Below are 22,351 nucleotides of genomic sequence, written 5' to 3'. Positions count from 1 at the left end.
TGTTTTTTCCATATTTGTATACATTAAATAACTTCTATCTTTTTACCACATTAAAGTTATTTTGAATTAATAACCAGTTTTGAGGGAAGGCCAAACCTAGTTTCCAATAACTAATCCCTCTCAGTCCTAGCCTTTTAAGTAAGTCAAATTTTGCTTGAATGGAGCGTGCATCCTCAAACCACACTTTATGTGATTTTCCTTGAGCATCAACATAATCAAAAAAAGGTGCCTGTGCTGTTGTGTCGTATTGAATCGCCGCATTATTTTCTTTAGCTATTTCTATCGCTCGTTGCGGACTTACAGTACGTGCATATTCCCCTCCAGGTACAAATGGAAGTGTCCAATCATATCCATATAAGTTTTGACCCATCATAATTTTATTAGCAGGAATTACAGTTACAGCATAATTGAGCACTTTTTCCACCTCATTGATTGGAGAAACAGCCATAGGAGGTCCACCAGAATAACCCCATTCATATGTCATTAATACCACAAAGTCCACGATCTCTCCATGAGCTTGATAATCATGGGCCTCATACCACTGCCCTGCTTGTTCTCCACTTGTTTTTGGCGCAAGGGCACTTGATACCATAAATCCTTCAGCATGTAATCGCTCCACAGCTTTTCTTAAAAAATTATTATATGCTTCTCTTTGATCACCAGGTAAGAATTCAAAGTCAAAATGAATATCTGAAATATTCCCTATCCTTTTTGCTTCTTCCACAATGTTATCGAGTAACACATCTTGTACTGCTGAGCTTTGTAAAATCGCCTTACCTAGTTCTCCGCTGAATTGACCATTCTCAAGATTTGAAACAACCATCATTAAAGAAGCCCCTGCGGTACGCGCAACTTCTGGTATTCCATTTGTCGGCATTGGCTCTAAGCTGCCATCCCTTCTAGCCTCAAAACTAAACATTGCTAAGTAAGTTAGGTGTGGCGCTGCTTCTCGTGCAGAGTTCAATAAATTTTCACTAACGGTTTCACCCGAAGGTTCAATATAGGCATTGATTTCTGCATTTGTCTTTTGTCTTGGCGGGATGTATAATCGGAAGCCTGTATTTAAAGGTTGAGTCGGGTTAATCCCATTGATTTGGGCAAGTGTTAAGTAATTAATCCCAAATTGTTGTGCAATTGAAAATAAACTATCTCCAGGTTGAACCCAATAAAAACTACCCACAATCGGGATGACAAGCGCTTGCCCTAATACTAATCGATTCGGCTCTGGAATCTGATTCGCTTGGACAATTGCCTCCCCACTAATTCCAAATTCTTGAGCAATTCCCCAAATCGTCTCACCTTCACGAACAACATGGATTTGAATATCATTTCCTCCCTCTTGATTTCGTACAGGACCCTACACCTATCATTCTATGTACAACAGCATTAGGTAAGAACGCCATATAAAAAAGAAGAAAAAAGAAGGGGTTAAAATCCCCTTCTTTTCTTTATTTAATAGTGGTTGTCATTAATTTAATATATTATGCTCAAATAGATAATCGTACGAAATATCAACAAAGAGATATTCATGTTCACTAATTGCCATAGAGAAAGTACGAGTTAATTCTCCCGTTTGGATATCACTGTACATAGCCGATAATTCACCTTTTACCCCGTTACGAAGTTTAATAATATTAAACAGGAAATAAGGACGCCAACTCCAGTTCTTACCAATATGTTTATCGCGAACATTCCATACCCCATTTTGTTTTACAATGTTTGGAGATGTTTGGAACCCTTCTTCATTACAAATATAAAAACGGACGGCATAAGTCTCTAGTTTTTTCGCTAATTCTAATAACTGTTCTATATTTTGACTAGAGGGTTTCGTATAATCCACTATTGTCGTGATCGCCTTTTGGAGCTTTGTCATTTCATCATACTTGATTTCTAATTGTTTCATTTCTGTTGAGATAAATTGCTTACATTCATTGCGAAATTTATTTTTAAGCGTGTCTTTTGGAATAAACGTGCTTGATGGTGTTTGTAAATATGGGCCCTTAAAATATCGTGCACCATTTTTCCAAGCATGATGTAATTGATAGTCCGTTTGGATATTATCGAACATTAATGTTGCCCCTATCTTTACGGAAAATGCCTGAATGGTTGCAAACACATGACTCTGTGCTCCCCAAGCGTTGTAATTTAATTGGCTCACATTGATTTTAAGTACTGCTGGTTCTATCATTAGTATTTGATCTAAATTACTTTCTGGCCCAATATGGTCTAGCATAACTTTTACCCCGTAAGTTCTTATGTATCGAACTGGATGCTGCAACTGATTAAAATCCCCATGATACTTACGAACTGAGATTGCTAAATATATATGTGATAAAAGCTCTTCATCCACTAAATCTTTAATGATTTCAAAATAGGATTCACCGAAATCTTCCATTAATAAATTGGGATTACACGGTAAATATAAATTTACATCTTTTAATACATCTAAAGACTTTTCAATTGCTTTACTAATAAAGAATTGTTCAACCTCTACTCGTATGTCTGTAGGAATTGATTCATTATATGTAAATTCTACTACATCAATATTTGAAATTTGACCAATGACTTCATAGGCAACAATTATATGCTCATCCGCGCTATATACAGGTTCAAATAAGATTTCTATTTCATCTAAATGATCAATAATTTCTAGTACATCCATCCGTAAAACCCCCGATGTAAACATTTTGGAAAATTTGAATAATCCATATTTATTATATATTAAAACTAAATATAGAAGAAGTTACATTCTCCTTTTTTTGTACTTTTCAGATAAAACCATTTCATTAAAGGTTATATGATTCTAATATGTACCTAGTTCATTACCCGTTTTGAATGAGGGTCAATCTTCGTTCTTTTTAAATGTCTTGACGATTATTCATCAAATTTTACTTGATACTTTTCTAAATCAACCCTACCATTTTCCCTAACTTTGACTCCTTCTATTTCTAGGTTCATGATTTGTTCATTATATAATTCATCATCTTTAATAGAAATGAGTCCTTTTCCGTTAATTACTCTATGCCAAGGGAGGCGATGCTTTTTACTCATGGAATGCAAAATGCGTGCAACTTGACGGGCAGCTCTTGGGTTTCCTGCAGTACGTGCAATTTGTCCATATGTCATCACTTTACCGACGGGAATGTTCTTTATAATTTCTATTACTTTTTCGGTGAAAGGTGTCAATATTATATCCCCCTACTTCATTGAATGATTATATGCATTTAAAGTACTCCGATCTAAAGATGTTATTAAAGTAATAAATAGATTCGTCTATGTGAGTATAAGTTATAGCTCAAACTTTAGTGTACAGAAAAAGCCTAATTTCTTAAAAGAAATCAGGCCTTTAATATTAAGATTTTTCGTTTAGCTAATTGTTAGTTCGTTTTATGGAACAATCTTCATACATAATTGATTTACTTTCAGCAATTTTAGTTAAATTTCTAAATAGATTTCCAACTTCATCTGCTCAGTTCAATTGTAATACTTTAGTTTGTTTACCTGGGTGGTGATTAGGGAGTCGATCACCTTTTCCGAATAGGTTATCACGGAATGTGTTTCCTTCATATTCTTCTGGGACTAAGCCTCTTTCCCGTAAAATTGGAACAACTAATTCCCCAAAATCCTTGAAAGTACCAGGAGTAATAGCGTAAGCGATATTAAAACCATCCACTCCCGCCTCATTGACCCATTGCTCCATTGTATCTGCTATTTGTTCAGGAGATCCGATTGCTGCAGCACCCATTCCACCAATACCAACAGCATCAATAACATCTTGTACGGTAGACGGTCGATCAAGGTTAATTTTTGTGAAGTTTTCTAAAGTAGAACGAATCGAGTCATTTTCTATATAACTGATTACTTGATCTGGGGCATAACCAGAAACATCTACCCCTGTCCAACCTCCAAATAACGCTAATGCCCCTTCTTTACTGATATATTGTCTGTAATCTTCGTATTTCTGTTTTGCTTCCTCTTCAGTTCTTCCTACGATTGGCACAAACATTGTAAGAATTTTCACTTCATCCTGAGATCTTCCCGTCTTCTGAATGTCTTCACGAATTTTTCTTACGGTTTCCTTCGCCGCAGCTATATTAGGTGCACCTATAAAAATTAGTTCTGCATTTCTAGCTGCAAAAGCTCTTCCCTTTGTTGATGCTCCAGCTTGAAAAAGCACTGGTGTCCGTTGTGGAGAAGGTTCACTCAGATGAGCGCCAGGTACCTTATAATATTTTCCTTCATGACGGATATCGTGAACTTTCTCTGGATCTGCATAGATTCGATTTAATTTATCGACCTTAACCGCATCATCTTCCCAGCTCGCTTCCCATAATTTATAGCAAACCTGTAAATACTCCTCGGCGATATCATATCTTTCATCATGTTTAATCTGATCTTCTAGGCCCATATTCACTGCAGCACTTTTCAAATAGGAAGTAACAATATTCCAGCCAACACGTCCGTTTGTTAAATGATCTAATGTACTCATTTTTCGTGCAAATGTGAATGGATGTTCATGTGTAACAGAGGATGTCACACCAAACCCAAGATTCTTCGTTACAGCAGACATTAGCGGCACAATTTGAAATGGATCATTAACAGGTGATTGAACACCATGACGAACTGCTGTATCCCTGGATCCACCATAAACATCATAAGTCCCTAAAACATCAGCTATAAATATTCCATCAAAGCGCCATTTTTCTAATAGTTTAGCAAGTTCAATCCAATATTCACTATCTTTATATCGATGTGACCGATCATCTGGATGTGCCCATAATCCAGGGGACTGATGCCCTGGCGTATTCATGTCAAATGCATTTAAATAAATTCGCCTTTTACTCATATTTGATTCCTCCTAATTTTTAGTATTACTTGAACTTTTGGATATTTTTTTATATTCAATTTGAATTTAGAGTTTACTTTCTTCGAATCAAAGTAAAGCAGAGGTTACCGACACTTCATTGGGCGAGTTTCTCTCTGAGTCATATAAAATTGCAATAGTTAGATTTTTCTATAATCTTATTCCAACTATACCTACAAGTCAAGTAAGAATTAAATATTGACAAACTATTCAGATTATTCTACGATTGGAAATATTATAAAACATCTCTTACTAACAAGTTGGTGAGAAATGTCCAATGGAAATTGTTTGATTAAGGTTCCAATATGCAAACAGTGTATTCCATCTATACTGGGTGAATGCGCAATCTACTAATATGTTAAGGATATAGAGGAGTGAATCAAATGAAGTACGGATTTTGGTTACCAATTTTCGGTGGATGGTTAAGAAATGTAGAAGATGAAAATATGCCTCCTACATTCGATTATGCAAAAGAAGTGATCCAATCAGCAGAAAAATGGGGTTATGATACTACATTAATTGCTGAATTATATCTAAATGATGTTAAAGGTATAGAAAAAGATTCTATAGAGGCTTGGTCAACTGCTGCTGCATTGGCTGCAGTTACTGAAAAAATTGAGATTATGACAGCCGTTCGTCCAGTATTTCATAATCCAGCTGTTACAGCAAAAATGGCAGCTAATATTGATCATATAAGTAAGGGTCGTTTCACACTAAACATTGTCTCTGGTTGGTGGGCTGAAGAGGCTAAACAATACGGCGGTGAATTTAGTGAGCATGATGAACGCTATGAACGAACAGAAGAGTTCATTGAAGTTTTAAAAGGGCTATGGACGGAAGATACATTTTCATTCGATGGTAAATATTATCATATTGAAAATACAAACCTATCACCAAAGCCCGTGCAAAGACCAAATCCAATTCTTTACGCAGGTGGAGAAAGTGAAAAAGGGAAACAGGTTATTTCATCGCTATGTGATGCCTATGTTCTCCACGGTCATACCGTAGAAGAGGCAAAGGAAAAAATTGATGATATGAGAGCTCGAAGAAGAGAAGCTGGTCGAGAGCCTTTCCGTTCCATTGGGATGGCAGCTTATGTAATTTGCCGTGACACCGAGGAAGAAGCACAAGAAGAATTAAAACGTATTACAACGATAGAAGACCTGAGTGGATATGCTGGGTTTAAGGACTTTACTTCCAAATCTCAGCTAGAGCAACAAATTCAGCTCCAAGATTATTCTGTTTCGAACCGTGGTCTCCGTCCAAACTTAATTGGAACACCAGAGCAAATTGCAAAACAAATTTTGGAATTTGAGAGAGTAGGAGTAGAGCTATTGTTATTACAATGCTCCCCACAGTTAGAGGAAATGGAGCGTTTCTCTAAACAAGTAATGCCAAAAGTAGAAGAACTAAGAGCATCTTTAACGAAAAACTAAAATTAAGGGGAGAAATTCTATGAGTAAAATATATGTATTACATGAAAACGAGGAATGGACAGAGCATTTAATTAAAAGATTAGAAGAATTGAATTTACCATATGAGGAATGGTTTTTAGAAAAAGGCTCGGTTGATTTAACATCTGTTCCACCAGGGGGAATATTCTACAGCCGCATGAGTGCTTCATCACATACACGCGGACATCGGTTTGCACCTGAATTAACAAATGCTGTACTTTCTTGGTTAGAGCACAACAATAGAGTAGTAATTAATGGTAGCCGTGTTTTGCAATTAGAAATAAGTAAAGTTCAGCAATATTTAGAGCTTGAGAAATTCGGAATTAAGACACCAAGAACTGTTGTTGCAGTTGGCAAAGATGAAATTTTAGAAGCAGCAAAGAAATTTGACGGAAAGAAATTTATTACGAAACATAATCGTGCCGGTAAAGGACTGGGTGTTCAACTGTTTGAATCGGTAGACGCTTTACAAAAATATGTGGACAGCGATCAGTTTGAAGAACCTGTGGACGGAATTACCCTACTTCAAGATTATATCGTGTCACCAGAGTCATATATTACACGTTGTGAATTTGTAGGTGGCAAATTCCTTTATGCAGTACGCGTAGACACTTCAGAAGGTTTTGAATTATGTCCTGCTGATGCTTGTTCCATTGGGGATCTATTCTGCCCTGTCGGTGAAGAGAGTTCTAAGCCTGCTAAATTCCAAATTAGAGAAGGCTTTAATCATCCAATCATCGAAAAATATGAACAATTACTTCAAGCAAATGGTATACAGGTTGCAGGTATTGAATTCATCGAGAATGAAGATGGTCAATTATTTACCTATGATATTAATACTAATACTAATTATAACAGCGAAGCTGAAGCAAATGGCGGAACATATGGAATGCTTGAAGTTGCTAAGTTTTTAGGAAACGAACTTAAAAAATTAGAAGTTACTGTTAATTAATGTAAACATGCTCCTGTCTCAAAGGCTTATTAATTAAGAATAATAGTCTTTAAGAATTCGATCTAAAATTTATATCATTAAGGGGATTAAAGGATGGATAAATATAATTTTAATACGGTTGCATTACATGGTGGACAGGAAATGGATGGTCATGTACGCTCTAGGGCTGTCCCAATCTATCAAACTACATCATATGGTTTTGAAAGTATCGATCATGCTGCTGCCCTATTTCAAATGCAAGAAGAAGGCTATATTTACTCTAGAAATGCTAATCCAACCAACCGTGTCTTTGAGGAAAGAATGGCAGAGCTAGAAGGTGGAGTTGATGCTTATGCAGTCTCTTCAGGACAATCAGCGTTAAGTATTGCATTATTAACACTTGCTAAAGTTGGAGACGAAATTGTTACAACTAATGCTTTATACGGTGGAACCTATTCCCTATTTGCCGATACTTTTAAACGTTTTGGCATTACAGTTCGTTTTGTCGATGGGAGAAATCTTTCCGAGTTAGAAAATGCAATCAATGACAAGACCAAAGCTATTTTTACAGAGACACTAGGAAATCCAGGATTAGAAATTGCTGATTTAAGTAAGTTAAGTGAAATCGCACACAAACATGGGTTACCATTGGTTGTTGATTCAACTTTTACGACACCATATTTAATAAGACCATTTGAATTTGGAGCGGATATTGTTATACACTCTACGACAAAATTCATCGGTGGGCACGGTACATCTATAGGAGGAATTATTGTTGATTCCGGAAATTTCCCTTGGGATAATGGTAATTTCCCTGAATTCACCGAAGTTCTACCAGCACTTAATAACCGCTCATATATGGAATTGGCGAGCAAAAGTCCTTTTATAGCTAAAGCTAGATTTGACCTTGGACAAAACTTAGGTACTGCATTATCTCCTTTCCATGGGTGGTTATTTATTCAAGGTTTGGAGTCCTTACCATTTAGAATGAAACAGCATGTTGAAAATGCACAGCAGATTGCTGAATTCTTATCTGCTCATGAACAAGTGGCATGGGTGAATTATCCGACATTAAAGGACGACCCACAATATGAATTAGCAAAAAATTATCTACCGCTTGGTGCTGGTTCTATCTTTACTTTTGGTGTAAAAGGCGGATTAGAAGCAGCAAAACGATTTATACAATCTGTTAAATTACTATCCCATGTGACAAACATCGGTGATGCAAAGACTCTTGTAATCCATCCAGCAAGCACGACACATGCTAGATTGTCCCCAGAAGAACAAGCTCTAACTGGGGTTAACCCTGAGCAAATTCGTATTTCTGTTGGGCTTGAAGATGTGGAAGATTTAAAGAGAGATATCGATCAAGCCTTGATTGCAAGTAAGGAAGGCGCTCTTCAATCCGTTAAGGCTTAATGATTATGAGCATCCCCTACTTCTTTAGTTTTTGAGAAGTGGGGATTTTTTTATTTCCTTTTTTAATTTAGCTCCCCCCCTCTTTTAGGTCCTTTATAATGCGTTAATTTACCCTTATAAAAAAGACTAACATGAATGCTTCAAAATTCATGTCAGGTCTATTAATATTCTATCGTGATTTTGATAGAGTTAATATATAAAGTGGAATTTAGACAAGTCTCCTTTGCTAACTTCCTGCATTTGTTTATACAAAACAAAAAGCCGTTTCCCTTTGTTTAAGGAATCGGCTTTTGTTGATCACTTCTTTTATCGTAGGAAGTAAAGCAGTATACCTTAAGTATTGCTGCTTTGTTTTCCCTATTGGAGAAAAATCTATTTTACTGCAAATATATTTATTGACATAGTTTTTTTGTTTATTTATAATTCTAAACGGTAATTTGGAATTCGCTAAGCTTGGCAGAGCATTAGCGTAGAGGAATATTTGTTGTAGAAAGTATTAAGAAGAAATTTTTATACTTCAACTGCACTAATATCCTCTTCTTCCTCTGTAGATTTCTCATAATCTACCATTACGATCGTTTCTTCATCCTCATGATTAATTGTAAAGTTACTATAATTCTTTTTGAGATCCGCTACCTTTACAGTGCGACCGATTTCAAAATCAGTAATATCAATTTCAATATTTTCAGGGAGATCATTTGCTTTAGCTGTTATATTTAATTCGTGAAGAATTTGCTTCACTATTCCCCCAGTTTTCTCACCAATCGATGTTCCCTTTAGGATTACACTCACTTTAGTGTCAATTTCAGTGTGCTGATTAACTTGAAGGAAATCTACATGTAGGACTTCTTTTGTTATAGCTTTATTTTGGTAATCTCTTAAAATAACATTAGTTGATTCTCCATCAAGATTAAGTGATATAATTCCATTTCTACCAACAGCTTTTAATACTCTTTGTAAATCTGCACCTTTAATAGAAATCGATTTAGTGTTAATTTCCCTACCATAAACAACTGCGGGAATCTCTCCATTATTTTTCAATTTCCTCAAAGAAGCTTTTTTAAAATCTTTTCTTTCATGAGCAACTAACGTATTCATTTTATTTCCACCTTTCTTTTATTAGACTCTTAGACTTTCAAATTTTAATAAAAATATCTAAGAATTGTCTTACTATTCAAGTATATCTAATTATTCCTATTATTTCATTGAAAAGGCCCAATCAAAGTAGCTTGTTCTATTAACCTATAACAGCTATATAAAATATCCCAAAACATAACTCACCAAAACATATTTTCACCTATTAAAAGAAAATGAAAAAGAAGCTTCCCAAAAGTTTTTGCAACTAATGAGAAGCCCCTCTATAATCTTTTTCGTTAGGGGAAAATTTATAACAGAAAAAATCTATGAATATGGCATTTTTCTTCCCCTGTTTACCTCCATATTTATAACGACGTACCACCATCAATGACAATATTACTTCCATTCATAAATGCTGCTTCGTCACAGCTTGCAAATAATATACTATGTGCAATTTCCTCTGGTTTTGCAAGACGATTCATAGGCTGTCTTGCGAGAAACATCGATTTCAATGCTTCTGGATCTTCAGAAGTTTCAATACGATTATGTACACCATCTGTATAAGTTGTTCCCGGGCTGACGCAATTAACACGAATATTGGCATCCAATAATTCCAACGCCATCGATTTCGTAAGAGCTAAGATTGCTCCTTTTGAGGCACTATAAATGCTACGGTCATGATGTCCTTTTATAGAAGCAACAGAGCCAACATGAACAATGACTCCACCACCTTGCTCTCTCATTTGTTTTGCGACATATTGAGATGTAAGGTAAGTACCTTTAATATTAACCGCTAATGTACGATCAATATCTTCTTCACTTGTATTTTCAATGGTTCCAGCTGCAACAACAGCTGCATTGTTAACTAAAATATCAATTCGTCCATATGCCTGTACAGTCTTATTTACCATATTTTCCACATCGGACTTTTTCGATATATCCCCCTGTATAAAGAGAACTTCTCCACCTTTTTCTTTGATTAACTCGGCAGTTTGTTTACCACGTTCATTCCCTATTGCATTTACAACTACTTTCGCACCTTTTGCTGCATATTGAAGTGCTGTTTCACGACCAATCCCAGCACCCGCGCCAGTAATTAACACCACTTTATTTGTAAAATCCATGTGTACTTCCCCCATTAGAATACGTGTATTTATATTAATAATAGCTTTAATATTATCGTATCACAATCATTGCACTTTATATTTTATAAATGGCCGTAACATTGAAACTCAAAATAATCAAATTTACATTTTAATAAATCGAAAAACTAACATGTATGTATTTTCTTGATAGTAACTTAGAATTAGACGATTACTATAGCAAGAATCTTACTAGAATACAAAGAAAAAAGAAGCCTCTCTTAGTTAAAAACTTTAGAGAAGCCTCTTTAAATCCAATTAAGTTTAACTTACTTTTCAGCATGTTCCAAGGATTTTAAGGCAATTAACCTAATCCTGTTATATTACATCATGCCGCCCATTCCGCCCATGTCAGGCATTGCTGGAGCACCTGCTGGTTCTGGAATATCTGCTACTACTGCTTCAGTTGTTAATAATAGAGCAGCTACAGATGCAGCGTTTTGTAATGCTGAACGAGTAACTTTTGCAGGGTCAACTACACCAGCTTCGATCATGTTTACCCATTCGCCATTAGCAGCGTTGAATCCTACGCCAACTTCTTCACGTTTTAAGCGGTCAACGATGATTGAACCTTCAAGACCTGCATTGTTAGCAATTTGACGAACTGGTTCTTCAAGAGCACGTAAGACAATACGTACACCAGTTGCAACGTCAGATTCTTCTGAAACTAGTACTTGTTCTACTGCATGGTAAACGTTTAATAATGCAGTACCACCACCAGCTACAATTCCTTCCTCAACAGCAGCACGTGTTGAGTTTAAAGCATCTTCAATGCGAAGTTTGCGTTCTTTTAATTCTGTTTCAGTAGCAGCACCTACTTTAATAACTGCCACACCGCCAGCTAATTTAGCTAAACGTTCTTGTAATTTTTCTTTATCAAACTCAGAAGTTGTTTCAACGATTTGAGTGCGGATTTGACCTACGCGATTTTCGATTGCATCGCTATTACCAGCACCTTCAACGATAGTTGTGTTGTCTTTAGAAACAACGATTTTAGCCGCACGACCTAAAGATGTTACATCCGCAGTTTTTAACTCTAAACCAAGATCTGAAGTAATTACTTGTCCACCAGTTAGCACTGCGATATCTTCAAGCATTGCTTTACGACGGTCACCGAAGCCAGGAGCTTTAACAGCCACAACGCTGAACGTACCACGTAATTTGTTTAAGATTAATGTTGTTAATGCTTCGCCTTCAATATCTTCAGCGATAATTAACAATGGACGGCTTTGTTGAACAACTTGCTCAAGTAATGGAAGAATTTCTTGGATATTAGAAATCTTTTTATCTGTAATTAAGATATAAGGATTATCTAATACTGCTTCCATTTTGTCTGTATCAGTAACCATGTAGTGAGATACATAACCACGGTCGAATTGCATACCTTCAACTACATCTAGTTCAGTAGTGAACCCTTTAGATTCTTCAATTGTAATAACACCATCAGTACCTACACGTTCCATAGCGTCTGCGATGAATTGTCCAACTTCTTCATCAGCAGCAGAAATAGCAGCTACTTGTGCAATTGCTTCTTTGTTTTCAACTGGACGAGAAATTGATTGAAGTTCATTTAATGCAGCAGCAACTGCTTTGTCAATCCCTTTACGGATTCCTACAGGGTTTGCACCAGCTGTTACATTTTTAAGACCTTCACGAATCATTGCTTGTGCTAATACTGTTGCAGTAGTTGTACCGTCACCAGCAATTTCATTTGTTTTAGAAGCTACTTCAGCAACTAGTTTTGCACCCATGTTTTCATATGGGTTTTCAAGTTCGATTTCTTTCGCAATTGTTACACCATCATTTGTGATTAGAGGTGAACCGAATTTTTTCTCAAGAACAACATTACGACCTTTAGGGCCTAATGTTACTTTAACTGCGTTAGCTAATTTATCCACACCTTGAAGCATGAGCGTACGAGCTTCTTCAGAAAACTTAATATCTTTTGCCATTTTGCTTACCTCCAAATTTTTTTATCCTATTCAAAATCATAAGTAGAAAGCGCTAAGAAATATATATAAGCGCTATATTTGCTAATGATTAACTATTACAATTATGATTAGCCAATAACTGCTAATACGTCAGTTTCTTTTAAAATTAAATATTCGTTACCTTCATATTTCACTTCTGTGCCTGAATACTTTGAGAAGATAATTTGGTCTCCCTCTTTCACTTCAAGCTCGACGCGTGTGCCGTTATCTAGAACACGACCATTTCCCACAGCAATAACTTTACCTTGTTGGGGTTTTTCTTTTGCTGAATCTGGAAGTACAATTCCGAATTGTGATTTTTCTTCCACCTCAACTAGTTCGATAATGATACGATCACCTAATGGTCTTAACAAGTGAAACAACCTCCTATAAATATAAAATTTATATAATCTTTATTAGCACTCTCATCCATTGAGTGCTAACACAATTATTATAATAATGAATTAACTTTAGATTTGCAAGTACGAAGCACAAAAAAATTTTGTTTTCTTTCAATATTCAACTACAATAGAATTGAATTAGCTTGATAAAAGCACCTGTGATAGTTTATCAACTAATCATATGTTTTAAACATTAATAATAGAAAGAAGGATTTACTCTTTTGAATAATTCAAGAAATCTACAAACACAAAAAACCGCTTTCTACATACTTTTAATTTATATTGCTTTCCAACTATCTGGTTTCTTATTTATCATTCCATCTATTAAACAATTTTGTTTAGGCTTAATTGAAGCGGATGGGATGGAGGCTGAACTAATTTTGGCAGGTTGGTGGTCAGCAATCTCTGCTGCTATTGCCTTTATAGCAAGTTTAATTTTAATTAGTAAAAATAAAAGTTTTTGGAAAGTATTTAGTGGAGAAAAAGCATCATTAGGTGTTTCCATTGGTTGGGGAATTATTGGATTTTTCCTTGTTCTATTAGGTCAGTCGATTGGAGCGATGATAGAACAAGCGATTGGAATTGATTATGGTTCAGAAAATACAGAAGCAATTATGAAAGTGACAGAGCTGGCACCCATTATGATTTTAGCTTCAGTATTGTTCGGCCCAGTGCTTGAAGAACTTGTTTTCAGACGTGTTGTTTTTGGCTCACTCGTTCAAACTCAAAACTTTTGGGTAGCAGGTGTTATTAGTGCAATTGTATTTGCTGTCATCCATTTAGATTTTTCACACATTATTCTCTATACAATTAGTGGTTTTGTTTTCGCCTTTCTATATTACAAAACTAGACGCTTACTCACTTCTATCATTGCACATATGCTGTTAAATGGTTATGTTACCTTAATTCAGCTTAATGCAGATAAGATTCAGCAATTTCTAGACTCGGCGCCAAAATAAGAAGTTTTCTTCTTGAATACAGCCAAATTGCACCGAATCAACTCTCGAATTCTGAGTATGTTTCAAACAGTAAGTTTATTAAATTACGCAAAAAATCCTATTTCTCGAGCTTGTCCCGAAAAATAGGATTTTAATTTGTAGATTGATTTTTCATTTCTTCAATTTGACGGCGTTGTTCGGCAAGCAATTCTTCAACTTGCTGTTTTTGAGTTGCTTCCCTTTCTTCTTGTAAACGCAATTCCTCAGCCTGTAAATACTTTTTATACCCAACACGAGCAATGATAATACTTATTTCATACAAAATGAATAACGGTACTGCTATTAGGATATTTGAGATTAAATCTGGCGGTGCTAGGAATACGGCTAGAACAAATAAAACAAAGTACGAGTATTTCCTAAATTTCACCATCAGTACAGGGTTTAAAATACCTAGTCGCGCTAAAAATAACATCACAACAGGTAATTGAAAAATTACTCCAAAAGGTACGACCAATTTAAATAAAAAAGAGAAATATTCATTAATACCTATTGTTTGCTGGATTGCTAAGTCATTTGATAAATCCATCATAAAATTCATAATATTCGGAAATAAAATAAAGTACGCAAACGTTAAACCAGCAATAAATAATAAAAATGAGTATGGAATATATTTCAGAGTTGCGTTACGTTCAGTCTCATGTAAACCAGGGGTAATAAAAGCCCATAATTGATATAAAATAATTGGCGATGTAATGACCAACGCCACAATAAAAGTTACTTCTAGATAAACAGTAAGAGGATCTCCTACATTAAAAGCATTTAATGTTAATTGCTCTGCTTCTCCTCTATGCTGGATATATTTAATAATTGGTTTAGCTACATAAAAGCTCCCAATTAATGCTAAAACAAAGAAAATCGCACATATAAATAAACGTTTTCTTAGTTCTTCTATATGTTCAATAACAGTTAGTTCTTTTGGATTCATATTAATAGACATCCTTAACTTACTTGTTTTCTTGATCTACATCTTTTTGATCAATGATGTTTTTTTTCTTGCTATCTTCATCATCGATTAACCCCTTAGTACCATTTTTGAATTCACGAAGCGTTGACCCAAAAGCTCGTCCAAGCTCAGGCAATTTCTTTGGTCCAAAAATTAGTAACGCGACAATCCCGATAATAACTAGGCTCACTGGTCCAATTGCATTCAAATGCACAACCATGATAGCCACCTCCTCTATTATATGTACATAATAACGCATCTTGTCTTTTTTTGCTAATAGATTATGTGAATAGTTTATGTCACTCTTGATTGTTTCGAATTAAATAAATTAACGCTTGTAATTCTAAAGATAAATCAATATTCATCAGCTTCATAGAATCGGGTACAGAGAGGCGTACAGGCGTGAAGTTTAATATTCCTTTGGCTCCCATGGCCACAAGGCGATCTGTTACATCCTGTGCTGACCTAGCAGAAACTGTAAGTATTGCAAGTTCAGCTTGATACTCTTTAAATTTCTCCTCTAGTCGTTCAGGGCGAAAAACGGGAATGTCATTAATAGTTGTCCCTTCATCCGGGGCCTTTGTATCAAATGCTACAACAATTTTTGTATTTTGATTCTTATGAAAGTTATACTTTAATAAAGCATTCCCCAAGTTACCTACACCTATTAATGCTACATTCGTTGCTTCATCCTGATTTAGTGTTCTTCTAAAGAACTCTAGTAAATAATTTACATCATATCCGTATCCCTTTTTTCCAAGCGCTCCGAAATACGAAAAATCGCGTCGGATTGTGGCTGAATCAATTTTCATTGCCTCACTTAACTCTTGTGAAGATACTCGTTTTTTTCCTTCATTTGCGAAGTTTTGTAAAAAGCGATAGTAAAGAGGTAAACGTTTAGCCGTAGCTTGTGGAATTTTTATTTCTGGTTTCACACAATATCCCCCTATTATCTAATGGAAATCGTTTTTTATCTTACTAAACATGTAGAAATAAGTAAAGCATCCACATTGCGTGACAATTCCTCATCCATTACACTTAAAGTAAGAAATTGAGGTGTAAAAAATGATCGTATTACAAGTAAATCAATTATATAAATCATTCGCCACAGATGAAATACTTAATGGTGTAAAACTAGAGGTTCAACACCGTGATCGTGTAGCTTTAGTAGGGCGTAATGGCGCTGGCAAATCAACTTTATTAAAAATAATTGCAGGCCAAATGTCGTATGACTCTGGTGATATTATCATTCCAAAAGACGTAAAAGTAGGTTATTTAGAACAACATGCAGGGTTGCAATCTACTTTGTCTATTTGGGACGAAATTATGACAATTTTTGAACCATTACGTGCTAAGGAAAAAAACTTGCGTCATCTTGAACAAAAAATGGCAGATCCAAGTGTTTATGAACAGCAAGATGTCTACTCTCGAATTATGTCAGAATATGACCAATTACAGCACGATTTTAAAGATGCTGGCGGTTATCAATATGAAGCGGATGCACGATCCGTACTTCATGGAATGCAATTTTACCCAGAAGATTACGATAAGCTTATTACTTCGTTATCTGGCGGACAACGAACACGTCTAGCTCTTGCGAAATTACTTCTTAGTAAACCTGATTTACTAATTTTAGACGAGCCAACAAACCATTTAGATATTGAAACGTTAAGTTGGCTTGAAAATTATTTAAAGGGTTATGAAGGAGCAATTTTGATTGTATCCCACGATCGTTATTTCTTAGATCAAGTTGTTTCGATTGTTTATGAGGTTTCACGAACACATGTCACAAAGTATGTTGGTAATTACAGTAATTACCTAGATGTAAAAGCGAAAAATTATGAACGAGATGTTAAAACATTCGAACGTCAACAAGATGAGAAGGCCAAACTAGAAACCTTTATCCAAAAAAATATTGCCCGTGCCTCAACGACAAAAATGGCTCAAAGTCGCCGCAAAATACTAGAACGTACTGAATGGATGGACAGACCAGACGGCGACGAGAAATCAGCTAGTTTTGGTTTTACAATTGAACGTCAAAGCGGTAATGATGTTCTTTCTGTAGATAAATTAACTATTGGATATGAAGGACATACGATATCTAAAAATATTAATTTACGTATATTCCGTGAAGATCGAATCGCTCTTGTTGGACCCAATGGTGTTGGTAAGTCTACTCTCTTAAAAACAATTATTAAGGACTTACCCTTATATTCAGGAGACATTCGCTATGGAACGAATGTTCAGATTGGCTACTACGATCAAGAACAAGCTAAATTAACAGGTAATAAATCAGTCCTACAAGAATTATGGGATGAATGGCCGTTAATGAATGAAAAAGATATCCGGACAGTATTGGGCCAATTTTTATTCAGTGGTGATGATGTTACAAAACCAATTAACGCCCTATCTGGTGGTGAGAAAGCAAGACTAGCCCTAGCAAAATTAATGATGCAAAAGGCTAATTTACTTGTTCTAGACGAGCCGACAAACCATCTTGATTTAGATAGTAAAGAAGTGTTGGAAAGCGCGCTAATAGACTACCCTGGTACGTTATTATTCGTTTCCCACGATCGATATTTTATTAATCGAATCGCGACAAAAGTTGTGGAGCTTTCAGGCAATGGTTCCTTTGAATATTTAGGAGACTACGACTATTATGTGGAGAAAAAACAAGAATTAGAAGAGCTTGCCCAAATGGAGGCTGTTACAGTTAATAAGACCGAACAAACACCTTCGACAAAAACATCTACTTCAAAAATAGATAAAGAGGCCAAAAAGCGTGAACGACAAATTCGTCGTACAATTGAAGAAATTGAAAAGCAAACAGCAGTACTAGATGAACAGATAAAAGTCATTGAAGAAAATCTTTGTGACCCCGATATATTTAAGGATCATGAAAAAGTATTAGATCTACAAACAGAACTTGATTCGCTAAAATCCGAACATGGCGATCTTGAACTACAGTGGCTAGAACTAAACGAAGAACTAGAAAGTATTACATTAGAATAGTGGTTTTTTCCTAATATCATGTACATTTTTGTACATGATATTTTTTTCATAATGCCTTTTTCATATATCTAGGTCAATAGACAAAATTCGATAAATTTCTTCCACAAAATTATTCACATCATAAATTCAGTAATATCAACATATCAACAGAGTTATCCACTTTATCCACAATTTAAAAATTATTTATCCACATTAGGTTGTGAAAAATTAACCACAATATATAGTTTTATCACAACTTACACACAAGTTATCCACAAGTTGTGCATAAGTACGAATGTTCGCCTTGACTTTTTCAACAAATTGTCTATAACCTGTGGATAATTTTTCAGAAAAATATAACAATAGAAAGAATACGAAATAACTTAGAAGGATAAAAACAAAAAAGAGTGTATTTAGTTTCCCCTTATTTTGACATAATAAACAAAAAGAGATGTCTATAAAAAGTCATTATTAGACATCCCTTTCAGAGGTTGAACTGTAATTATTTTATTATTTAATTGATAGTTAAAATGACTGCGCAGAATAAGCTCATACTGAACAGGTATTGTAAATTATTATTTTGACCAACTAGTTAATTCTTTTCCTGGTAACCCATTCATCGCCAGATTTCCTCGAACTCCAGCATCATACATATATGTTGCTGCTGCACCAATCATTGCGGCATTATCTGTACAAAATTTTAGTGGTGGTACCGTAAATTCAATTCCCTCTTTTTCAAAGACTTCTTCCAAACTTGTTCTTAGTCCTTTGTTTGCGGACACGCCACCTGCTGCAATAACTTGTTTAACATTAAATTCTTTTGCAGCTCTTAATGTTTTGGTTGTTAATACTTCAACTACACTATCTTGGAATCCCTTAGCTACCTGTTCTGGGATAATTTCCTCACCACGTTGGTCCATATTATGTTTGTAATTAATTACTGCTGATTTTAATCCACTAAAACTAAAATCATAAGAATCCTCTAACCATGCACGAGGGAATTCAACAGCCGCAGTAGCTTCATGTGCCATTCGATCAATATGTGGCCCTCCAGGATAAGGCATATTTAATACACGTGCTACCTTATCGTACGCTTCCCCCGCTGCATCGTCACGAGTTTCCCCAATAACTTCAAAGCTACCGTGCTCTCTCATCAGTACTAGTTCTGTATGTCCTCCTGAAACAACAAGTGCTAACAAAGGAAACTGCATTTCTTGTACTAAAGCATTAGCATAAATATGACCAGCGATATGATGAACCCCGACAATTGGTAGCCCATTTGCAAATGCAAACGCTTTTGCAGCATTAATACCGATTAACAAAGCACCTACTAATCCAGGTCCTTCTGTAACTGCTACTGCATCTAAATCCGACGGTTGCATATTTGCTTTAGCTAATGCTTCCTCAATTACTATTGTAATTTGTTCAACATGATGACGCGATGCAATTTCAGGCACCACACCACCGAACCGCTTTTGACTTTCTATTTGAGACGAGACAACATTTGAAACAATTTCTGATCCATTTCGGATAATTGCGGCTGCTGTTTCATCACAGCTTGTCTCAATTGCTAATATTAATCTTTCACTCATTTAATTTCACCCACATTACAAGAGCATCCTCTTGATTATCTACGTAATATCCTTTTCGAATTCCACCATCTTGGAAACCAAGCTTTCGATATAGATTTTGTGCTACTATATTCGATACTCGTACTTCTAAACTCATCATTTCGATATCATGCTCACGTGCTATTCGCATAGCTTCTCGCATTAGTGTTTCTCCAATTCTCTTGCCTCTCACTTCTTCTATAACCGCCACATTTGTAATTTGTGCAGAATCAATTACTAACCACATCCCACAGAAGCCGACAATTGTACCCTGTTCATTTTCTGCAACTATATAATAAGCAAATTCGTTTTCTCTCATCTCATAATGAAAGGAATCTAAAGTCCAAGGAGTTGGAAATGTGGCCACTTCTATTGAATGTACCACTTCAACATCTTCTGGTGTCATTCTTCTATATTGAATCATACTATTCATGACCTTTCTTCTGCTCCTTAATCCAGGTTGCTTCTGCTTGTGCTATGCGATGGTATTTTGGAACAAAAGTGTGTACCTCATTAACTGAAAGTAATTGCTCCTTTTCTGCAAGTTCAATCATACTTCCAGCTCTTGGTAGTTGGTATGAATATGGTGCAAAATTAGCTTGATTTCCTAATTGCGCTATGATGTCTTCTTTAAACTTATCTACATCTAGGCCGATAAAAACAACTGGTTCATCTTGTTTTTTAATCTCCATTAATAAATCTTCAAGCGAAAGATGTTGGTCTTCTAGCACCGTTTCAAGTTCCTTCCCTTTATAAACACCCGCATAAACGTTTTGTCTACGTGCATCAAAAATAGGGCAGATTAAGCCATTAAAAATTTTTACATTTGCAGCAAGTGTTTTTAAACTTGAAATACCTACTAACGGCTTTTTCATTGTCCAAGCTAATGTTTTAGCAATCGTAACACCAATTCTTATACCTGTATAGGATCCTGGTCCTTGAGCAACTGCAATCGCATCTATATCAGATGGATTCAGTTTAGCCTTTTTAAATACCTCTTCAATAGTAGGCATCGCTGTAACTGAATGCGTTAATTTATTATTTTGTACAATTTCCGCTAATACTTGTCCATCTTTGACAATGGCAATGGAAAGCGGTGAATTTGAAGTTTCAATTCCTAACCAAATCATTTAAATAACTCCTCACACAATCGCACATAACGTTCTCCGATTGGTTTTAATATGAACTTTCTTTGATGATCATCAATTCGATATATTTCAATTGCGAGTCTTTCATCTGGTAAATCTTCCTCTATTAAGTGTGCCCACTCAACTACTGTTACGGCATCACCATAAAAGATTTCTTCCCATCCAAGATCTTCATTACCATCCGAAAGTCGGTAAACATCAAGATGATTTAGCGTTACCCTACCTGTGTACTGTTTCATAATTGTAAAGGTTGGACTATTCACTGTTCTATTAATCCCCAGTCCCTTGGCCAAAGCCTGAGTAAACGTGGTCTTACCAGCTCCTAAATCCCCTTCTAATGTTATTGTATCTTGTACTTCTAATAACTCGGCCAATTTATAAGCCAAGTCTTGCGTATCCTCAAGAGATGTAACAATTTTTTCGAATTCCATGAATAATTATCCTCTCATCATCACATTATCTTAAGTTTACCTAATCAGTAGCAAATGTTCAAAATGTATAGCCTTATTTTTAAAATAAAGGGCACCTATTTTATGTTATTCTTTTGCTTTACTAGTTTTTGAGATGCCCTTTATTATTTTTAGACATTTATCGTGTCGAGTAACCTCTTTTTTCAATAATCTTTTTATCTAACAGCTTTTCGTCATCAAAATGAATCTCATAAGCCATAGTCATAACCCATTCATCGTTCCAAACATAAACACCTTCACTGATAGGTTCTCCCCTGCCTTTTGCCACTTCAACTACTTCTTTATAAGACATTCCTTGTTCAAGTTGATTAAATTCGTCTTCATTCATAAATTTTTGCCATCTAAAATTATTTGATTCTTCTATATCATACATCCCATTCACTTCAGTTATATAGTTGAAAAGCAATAATATAAGATTCATAATGACAATAAAAATAAGGACCAATATACCTCTGCGATAACGTTGTCTCATTCCTATTCACCTCAAGTCAAAGTCACTTGTTATTACTATATTTATGTAAACAGTAAATCATGTGCCTTGACTTTAATGATGCAAATTTTAGATGAATAAAGTGAATATCATATGATTCTAGTAATCAAATAATAACAAAAAAGCTATTCAATAAGTGAATTATCACTTTTGAATAGCTACAAATTCATTTTATATGGCGGTCCCGACCGAGATCGAACTGGAGATCTCCTACGTGACTGGCAGGCATGTTACCCGCTACACCACGGGATCTCATAAATACATCAATATATCATAGTTAATTATCAAATCTAACTTTCAATTGGTTTATTTATCAATAAAAAAAGTCTAAGCCTTTGCTTAGACTTTTTGCGTAGCGACGTCCTACTCTCACAGGGGGAAGCCCCCAACTACCATCGGCGCTAAAGAGCTTAACTTCCGTGTTCGGTATGGGAACGGGTGTG

Annotated in this window: 21 protein-coding genes, 1 tRNA gene and 1 rRNA gene; 5 read left to right on the top strand and 18 right to left on the bottom strand. The window is 35.5% G+C overall.

Features of this window, described 5'->3' with window-relative positions; all coding sequences use genetic code 11:
- Nucleotides 1-34: 34 nt before the first annotated feature.
- The 4 genes from JOD29_RS16120 to JOD29_RS16105 all read right to left on the bottom strand — a co-directional run bounded on the left by JOD29_RS16120 (nucleotide 35) and on the right by JOD29_RS16105 (nucleotide 4,846).
- Nucleotides 35-1,324, bottom strand: coding sequence for a LysM peptidoglycan-binding domain-containing protein (locus tag JOD29_RS16120; protein ID WP_124766488.1), 1,290 nt, complete (start codon nucleotides 1,322-1,324; stop codon nucleotides 35-37).
- 144 nt (nucleotides 1,325-1,468) lie between these two features.
- Entirely contained in the window at nucleotides 1,469-2,662 is a 1,194-nt protein-coding gene (locus JOD29_RS16115) for an EAL-associated domain-containing protein (protein ID WP_124766487.1), read from the bottom strand.
- Between the two features lie 212 nt (nucleotides 2,663-2,874).
- Nucleotides 2,875-3,186 (bottom strand): MGMT family protein, encoded by a 312-nt coding sequence (locus JOD29_RS16110; protein WP_124766486.1) that lies wholly within the window; start codon nucleotides 3,184-3,186, stop codon nucleotides 2,875-2,877.
- A gap of 283 nt (nucleotides 3,187-3,469) precedes the next feature.
- Nucleotides 3,470-4,846 carry an LLM class flavin-dependent oxidoreductase gene (locus JOD29_RS16105; protein WP_124766485.1) on the bottom strand — a complete coding sequence of 459 codons (1,377 nt, stop codon included), beginning with the start codon at nucleotides 4,844-4,846 and terminating at the stop codon, nucleotides 3,470-3,472.
- A gap of 401 nt (nucleotides 4,847-5,247) precedes the next feature.
- Here JOD29_RS16105 and JOD29_RS16100 point away from each other — a divergent pair, with 401 nt between their 5' ends.
- From JOD29_RS16100 to JOD29_RS16090, 3 genes are all read left to right on the top strand, one after another.
- Entirely contained in the window at nucleotides 5,248-6,300 is a 1,053-nt protein-coding gene (locus JOD29_RS16100; RefSeq protein ID WP_124766484.1) for an LLM class flavin-dependent oxidoreductase, read from the top strand.
- A gap of 19 nt (nucleotides 6,301-6,319) precedes the next feature.
- Nucleotides 6,320-7,270, top strand: a complete 951-nt coding sequence (locus tag JOD29_RS16095; RefSeq protein WP_124766483.1) for an ATP-grasp domain-containing protein — start codon at nucleotides 6,320-6,322, stop codon at nucleotides 7,268-7,270.
- Between the two features lie 93 nt (nucleotides 7,271-7,363).
- On the top strand, nucleotides 7,364-8,668 hold the full coding sequence (locus JOD29_RS16090; protein WP_124766482.1) for an O-acetylhomoserine aminocarboxypropyltransferase/cysteine synthase family protein: 1,305 nt from the start codon (nucleotides 7,364-7,366) through the stop codon (nucleotides 8,666-8,668).
- A 510-nt stretch (nucleotides 8,669-9,178) separates the two neighbouring features.
- Here the strand turns inward: JOD29_RS16090 and JOD29_RS16085 are convergent.
- From JOD29_RS16085 to groES, 4 genes are all read right to left on the bottom strand, one after another.
- Entirely contained in the window at nucleotides 9,179-9,766 is a 588-nt protein-coding gene (locus JOD29_RS16085; protein ID WP_124766481.1) for a 50S ribosomal protein L25, read from the bottom strand.
- Nucleotides 9,767-10,110: 344 nt separating this feature from the next.
- Nucleotides 10,111-10,869, bottom strand: coding sequence for an SDR family NAD(P)-dependent oxidoreductase (locus tag JOD29_RS16080; RefSeq protein WP_124766480.1), 759 nt, complete (start codon nucleotides 10,867-10,869; stop codon nucleotides 10,111-10,113).
- 341 nt (nucleotides 10,870-11,210) lie between these two features.
- Nucleotides 11,211-12,839: a chaperonin GroEL gene (gene groL, locus JOD29_RS16075; protein WP_124766479.1), complete on the bottom strand. Its 1,629-nt coding sequence runs from the start codon at nucleotides 12,837-12,839 to the stop codon at nucleotides 11,211-11,213.
- Nucleotides 12,840-12,946: 107 nt separating this feature from the next.
- A complete protein-coding gene (gene groES / locus JOD29_RS16070; RefSeq protein ID WP_124766478.1) occupies nucleotides 12,947-13,231 on the bottom strand; it encodes a co-chaperone GroES in 285 nt (94 codons plus the stop codon).
- A gap of 248 nt (nucleotides 13,232-13,479) precedes the next feature.
- Here groES and JOD29_RS16065 point away from each other — a divergent pair, with 248 nt between their 5' ends.
- Nucleotides 13,480-14,217, top strand: a complete 738-nt coding sequence (locus tag JOD29_RS16065; protein ID WP_124766477.1) for a CPBP family intramembrane glutamic endopeptidase — start codon at nucleotides 13,480-13,482, stop codon at nucleotides 14,215-14,217.
- A 130-nt stretch (nucleotides 14,218-14,347) separates the two neighbouring features.
- Here JOD29_RS16065 and tatC read toward each other — a convergent pair whose 3' ends face one another.
- From tatC to JOD29_RS16050, 3 genes are all read right to left on the bottom strand, one after another.
- Nucleotides 14,348-15,181: a twin-arginine translocase subunit TatC gene (gene tatC, locus JOD29_RS16060; protein ID WP_124766476.1), complete on the bottom strand. Its 834-nt coding sequence runs from the start codon at nucleotides 15,179-15,181 to the stop codon at nucleotides 14,348-14,350.
- 19 nt (nucleotides 15,182-15,200) lie between these two features.
- Nucleotides 15,201-15,419, bottom strand: a complete 219-nt coding sequence (locus tag JOD29_RS16055; RefSeq protein ID WP_124766475.1) for a twin-arginine translocase TatA/TatE family subunit — start codon at nucleotides 15,417-15,419, stop codon at nucleotides 15,201-15,203.
- A gap of 79 nt (nucleotides 15,420-15,498) precedes the next feature.
- Nucleotides 15,499-16,134, bottom strand: coding sequence for a redox-sensing transcriptional repressor Rex (locus JOD29_RS16050; protein WP_124766474.1), 636 nt, complete (start codon nucleotides 16,132-16,134; stop codon nucleotides 15,499-15,501).
- A 130-nt stretch (nucleotides 16,135-16,264) separates the two neighbouring features.
- On the opposite strand from JOD29_RS16050, the gene JOD29_RS16045 reads away from it, so the two are divergent.
- Nucleotides 16,265-18,211 carry an ABC-F family ATP-binding cassette domain-containing protein gene (locus tag JOD29_RS16045; RefSeq protein ID WP_124766473.1) on the top strand — a complete coding sequence of 649 codons (1,947 nt, stop codon included), beginning with the start codon at nucleotides 16,265-16,267 and terminating at the stop codon, nucleotides 18,209-18,211.
- A gap of 554 nt (nucleotides 18,212-18,765) precedes the next feature.
- Here JOD29_RS16045 and tsaD read toward each other — a convergent pair.
- The 7 genes from tsaD to rrf all read right to left on the bottom strand — a co-directional run.
- Nucleotides 18,766-19,782 (bottom strand): tRNA (adenosine(37)-N6)-threonylcarbamoyltransferase complex transferase subunit TsaD, encoded by a 1,017-nt coding sequence (tsaD, locus tag JOD29_RS16040; protein ID WP_124766472.1) that lies wholly within the window; start codon nucleotides 19,780-19,782, stop codon nucleotides 18,766-18,768.
- Nucleotides 19,775-20,224: a ribosomal protein S18-alanine N-acetyltransferase gene (rimI, locus tag JOD29_RS16035; RefSeq protein WP_124766520.1), complete on the bottom strand. Its 450-nt coding sequence runs from the start codon at nucleotides 20,222-20,224 to the stop codon at nucleotides 19,775-19,777. Before rimI ends, tsaD begins: the two co-directional genes overlap by 8 nt.
- Nucleotide 20,225: 1 nt before the next feature.
- On the bottom strand, nucleotides 20,226-20,930 hold the full coding sequence (gene tsaB / locus JOD29_RS16030) for a tRNA (adenosine(37)-N6)-threonylcarbamoyltransferase complex dimerization subunit type 1 TsaB (protein ID WP_124766471.1): 705 nt from the start codon (nucleotides 20,928-20,930) through the stop codon (nucleotides 20,226-20,228).
- On the bottom strand, nucleotides 20,927-21,379 hold the full coding sequence (tsaE, locus tag JOD29_RS16025) for a tRNA (adenosine(37)-N6)-threonylcarbamoyltransferase complex ATPase subunit type 1 TsaE (protein WP_124766470.1): 453 nt from the start codon (nucleotides 21,377-21,379) through the stop codon (nucleotides 20,927-20,929). The genes tsaB and tsaE overlap by 4 nt, the downstream gene beginning before the upstream one ends.
- A 157-nt stretch (nucleotides 21,380-21,536) precedes the next feature.
- Nucleotides 21,537-21,890, bottom strand: a complete 354-nt coding sequence (locus JOD29_RS16020; RefSeq protein ID WP_124766469.1) for a hypothetical protein — start codon at nucleotides 21,888-21,890, stop codon at nucleotides 21,537-21,539.
- 194 nt (nucleotides 21,891-22,084) lie between these two features.
- Nucleotides 22,085-22,160, bottom strand: a tRNA-Asp gene (locus JOD29_RS16015).
- Between the two features lie 98 nt (nucleotides 22,161-22,258).
- Nucleotides 22,259-22,351 (bottom strand): 5S ribosomal RNA (gene rrf, locus JOD29_RS16010); the annotation flags it as partial.

Origin of the sequence: Lysinibacillus composti, from assembly GCF_016908465.1 — a bacterium.
GTDB classification, from domain to species: Bacteria; Bacillota; Bacilli; order Bacillales_A; family Planococcaceae; genus Ureibacillus; species Ureibacillus composti_A.
The sequence above is the reverse complement of the archived record's forward strand: the minus strand, read 5'-3'. Positions and strand labels throughout refer to the sequence as shown.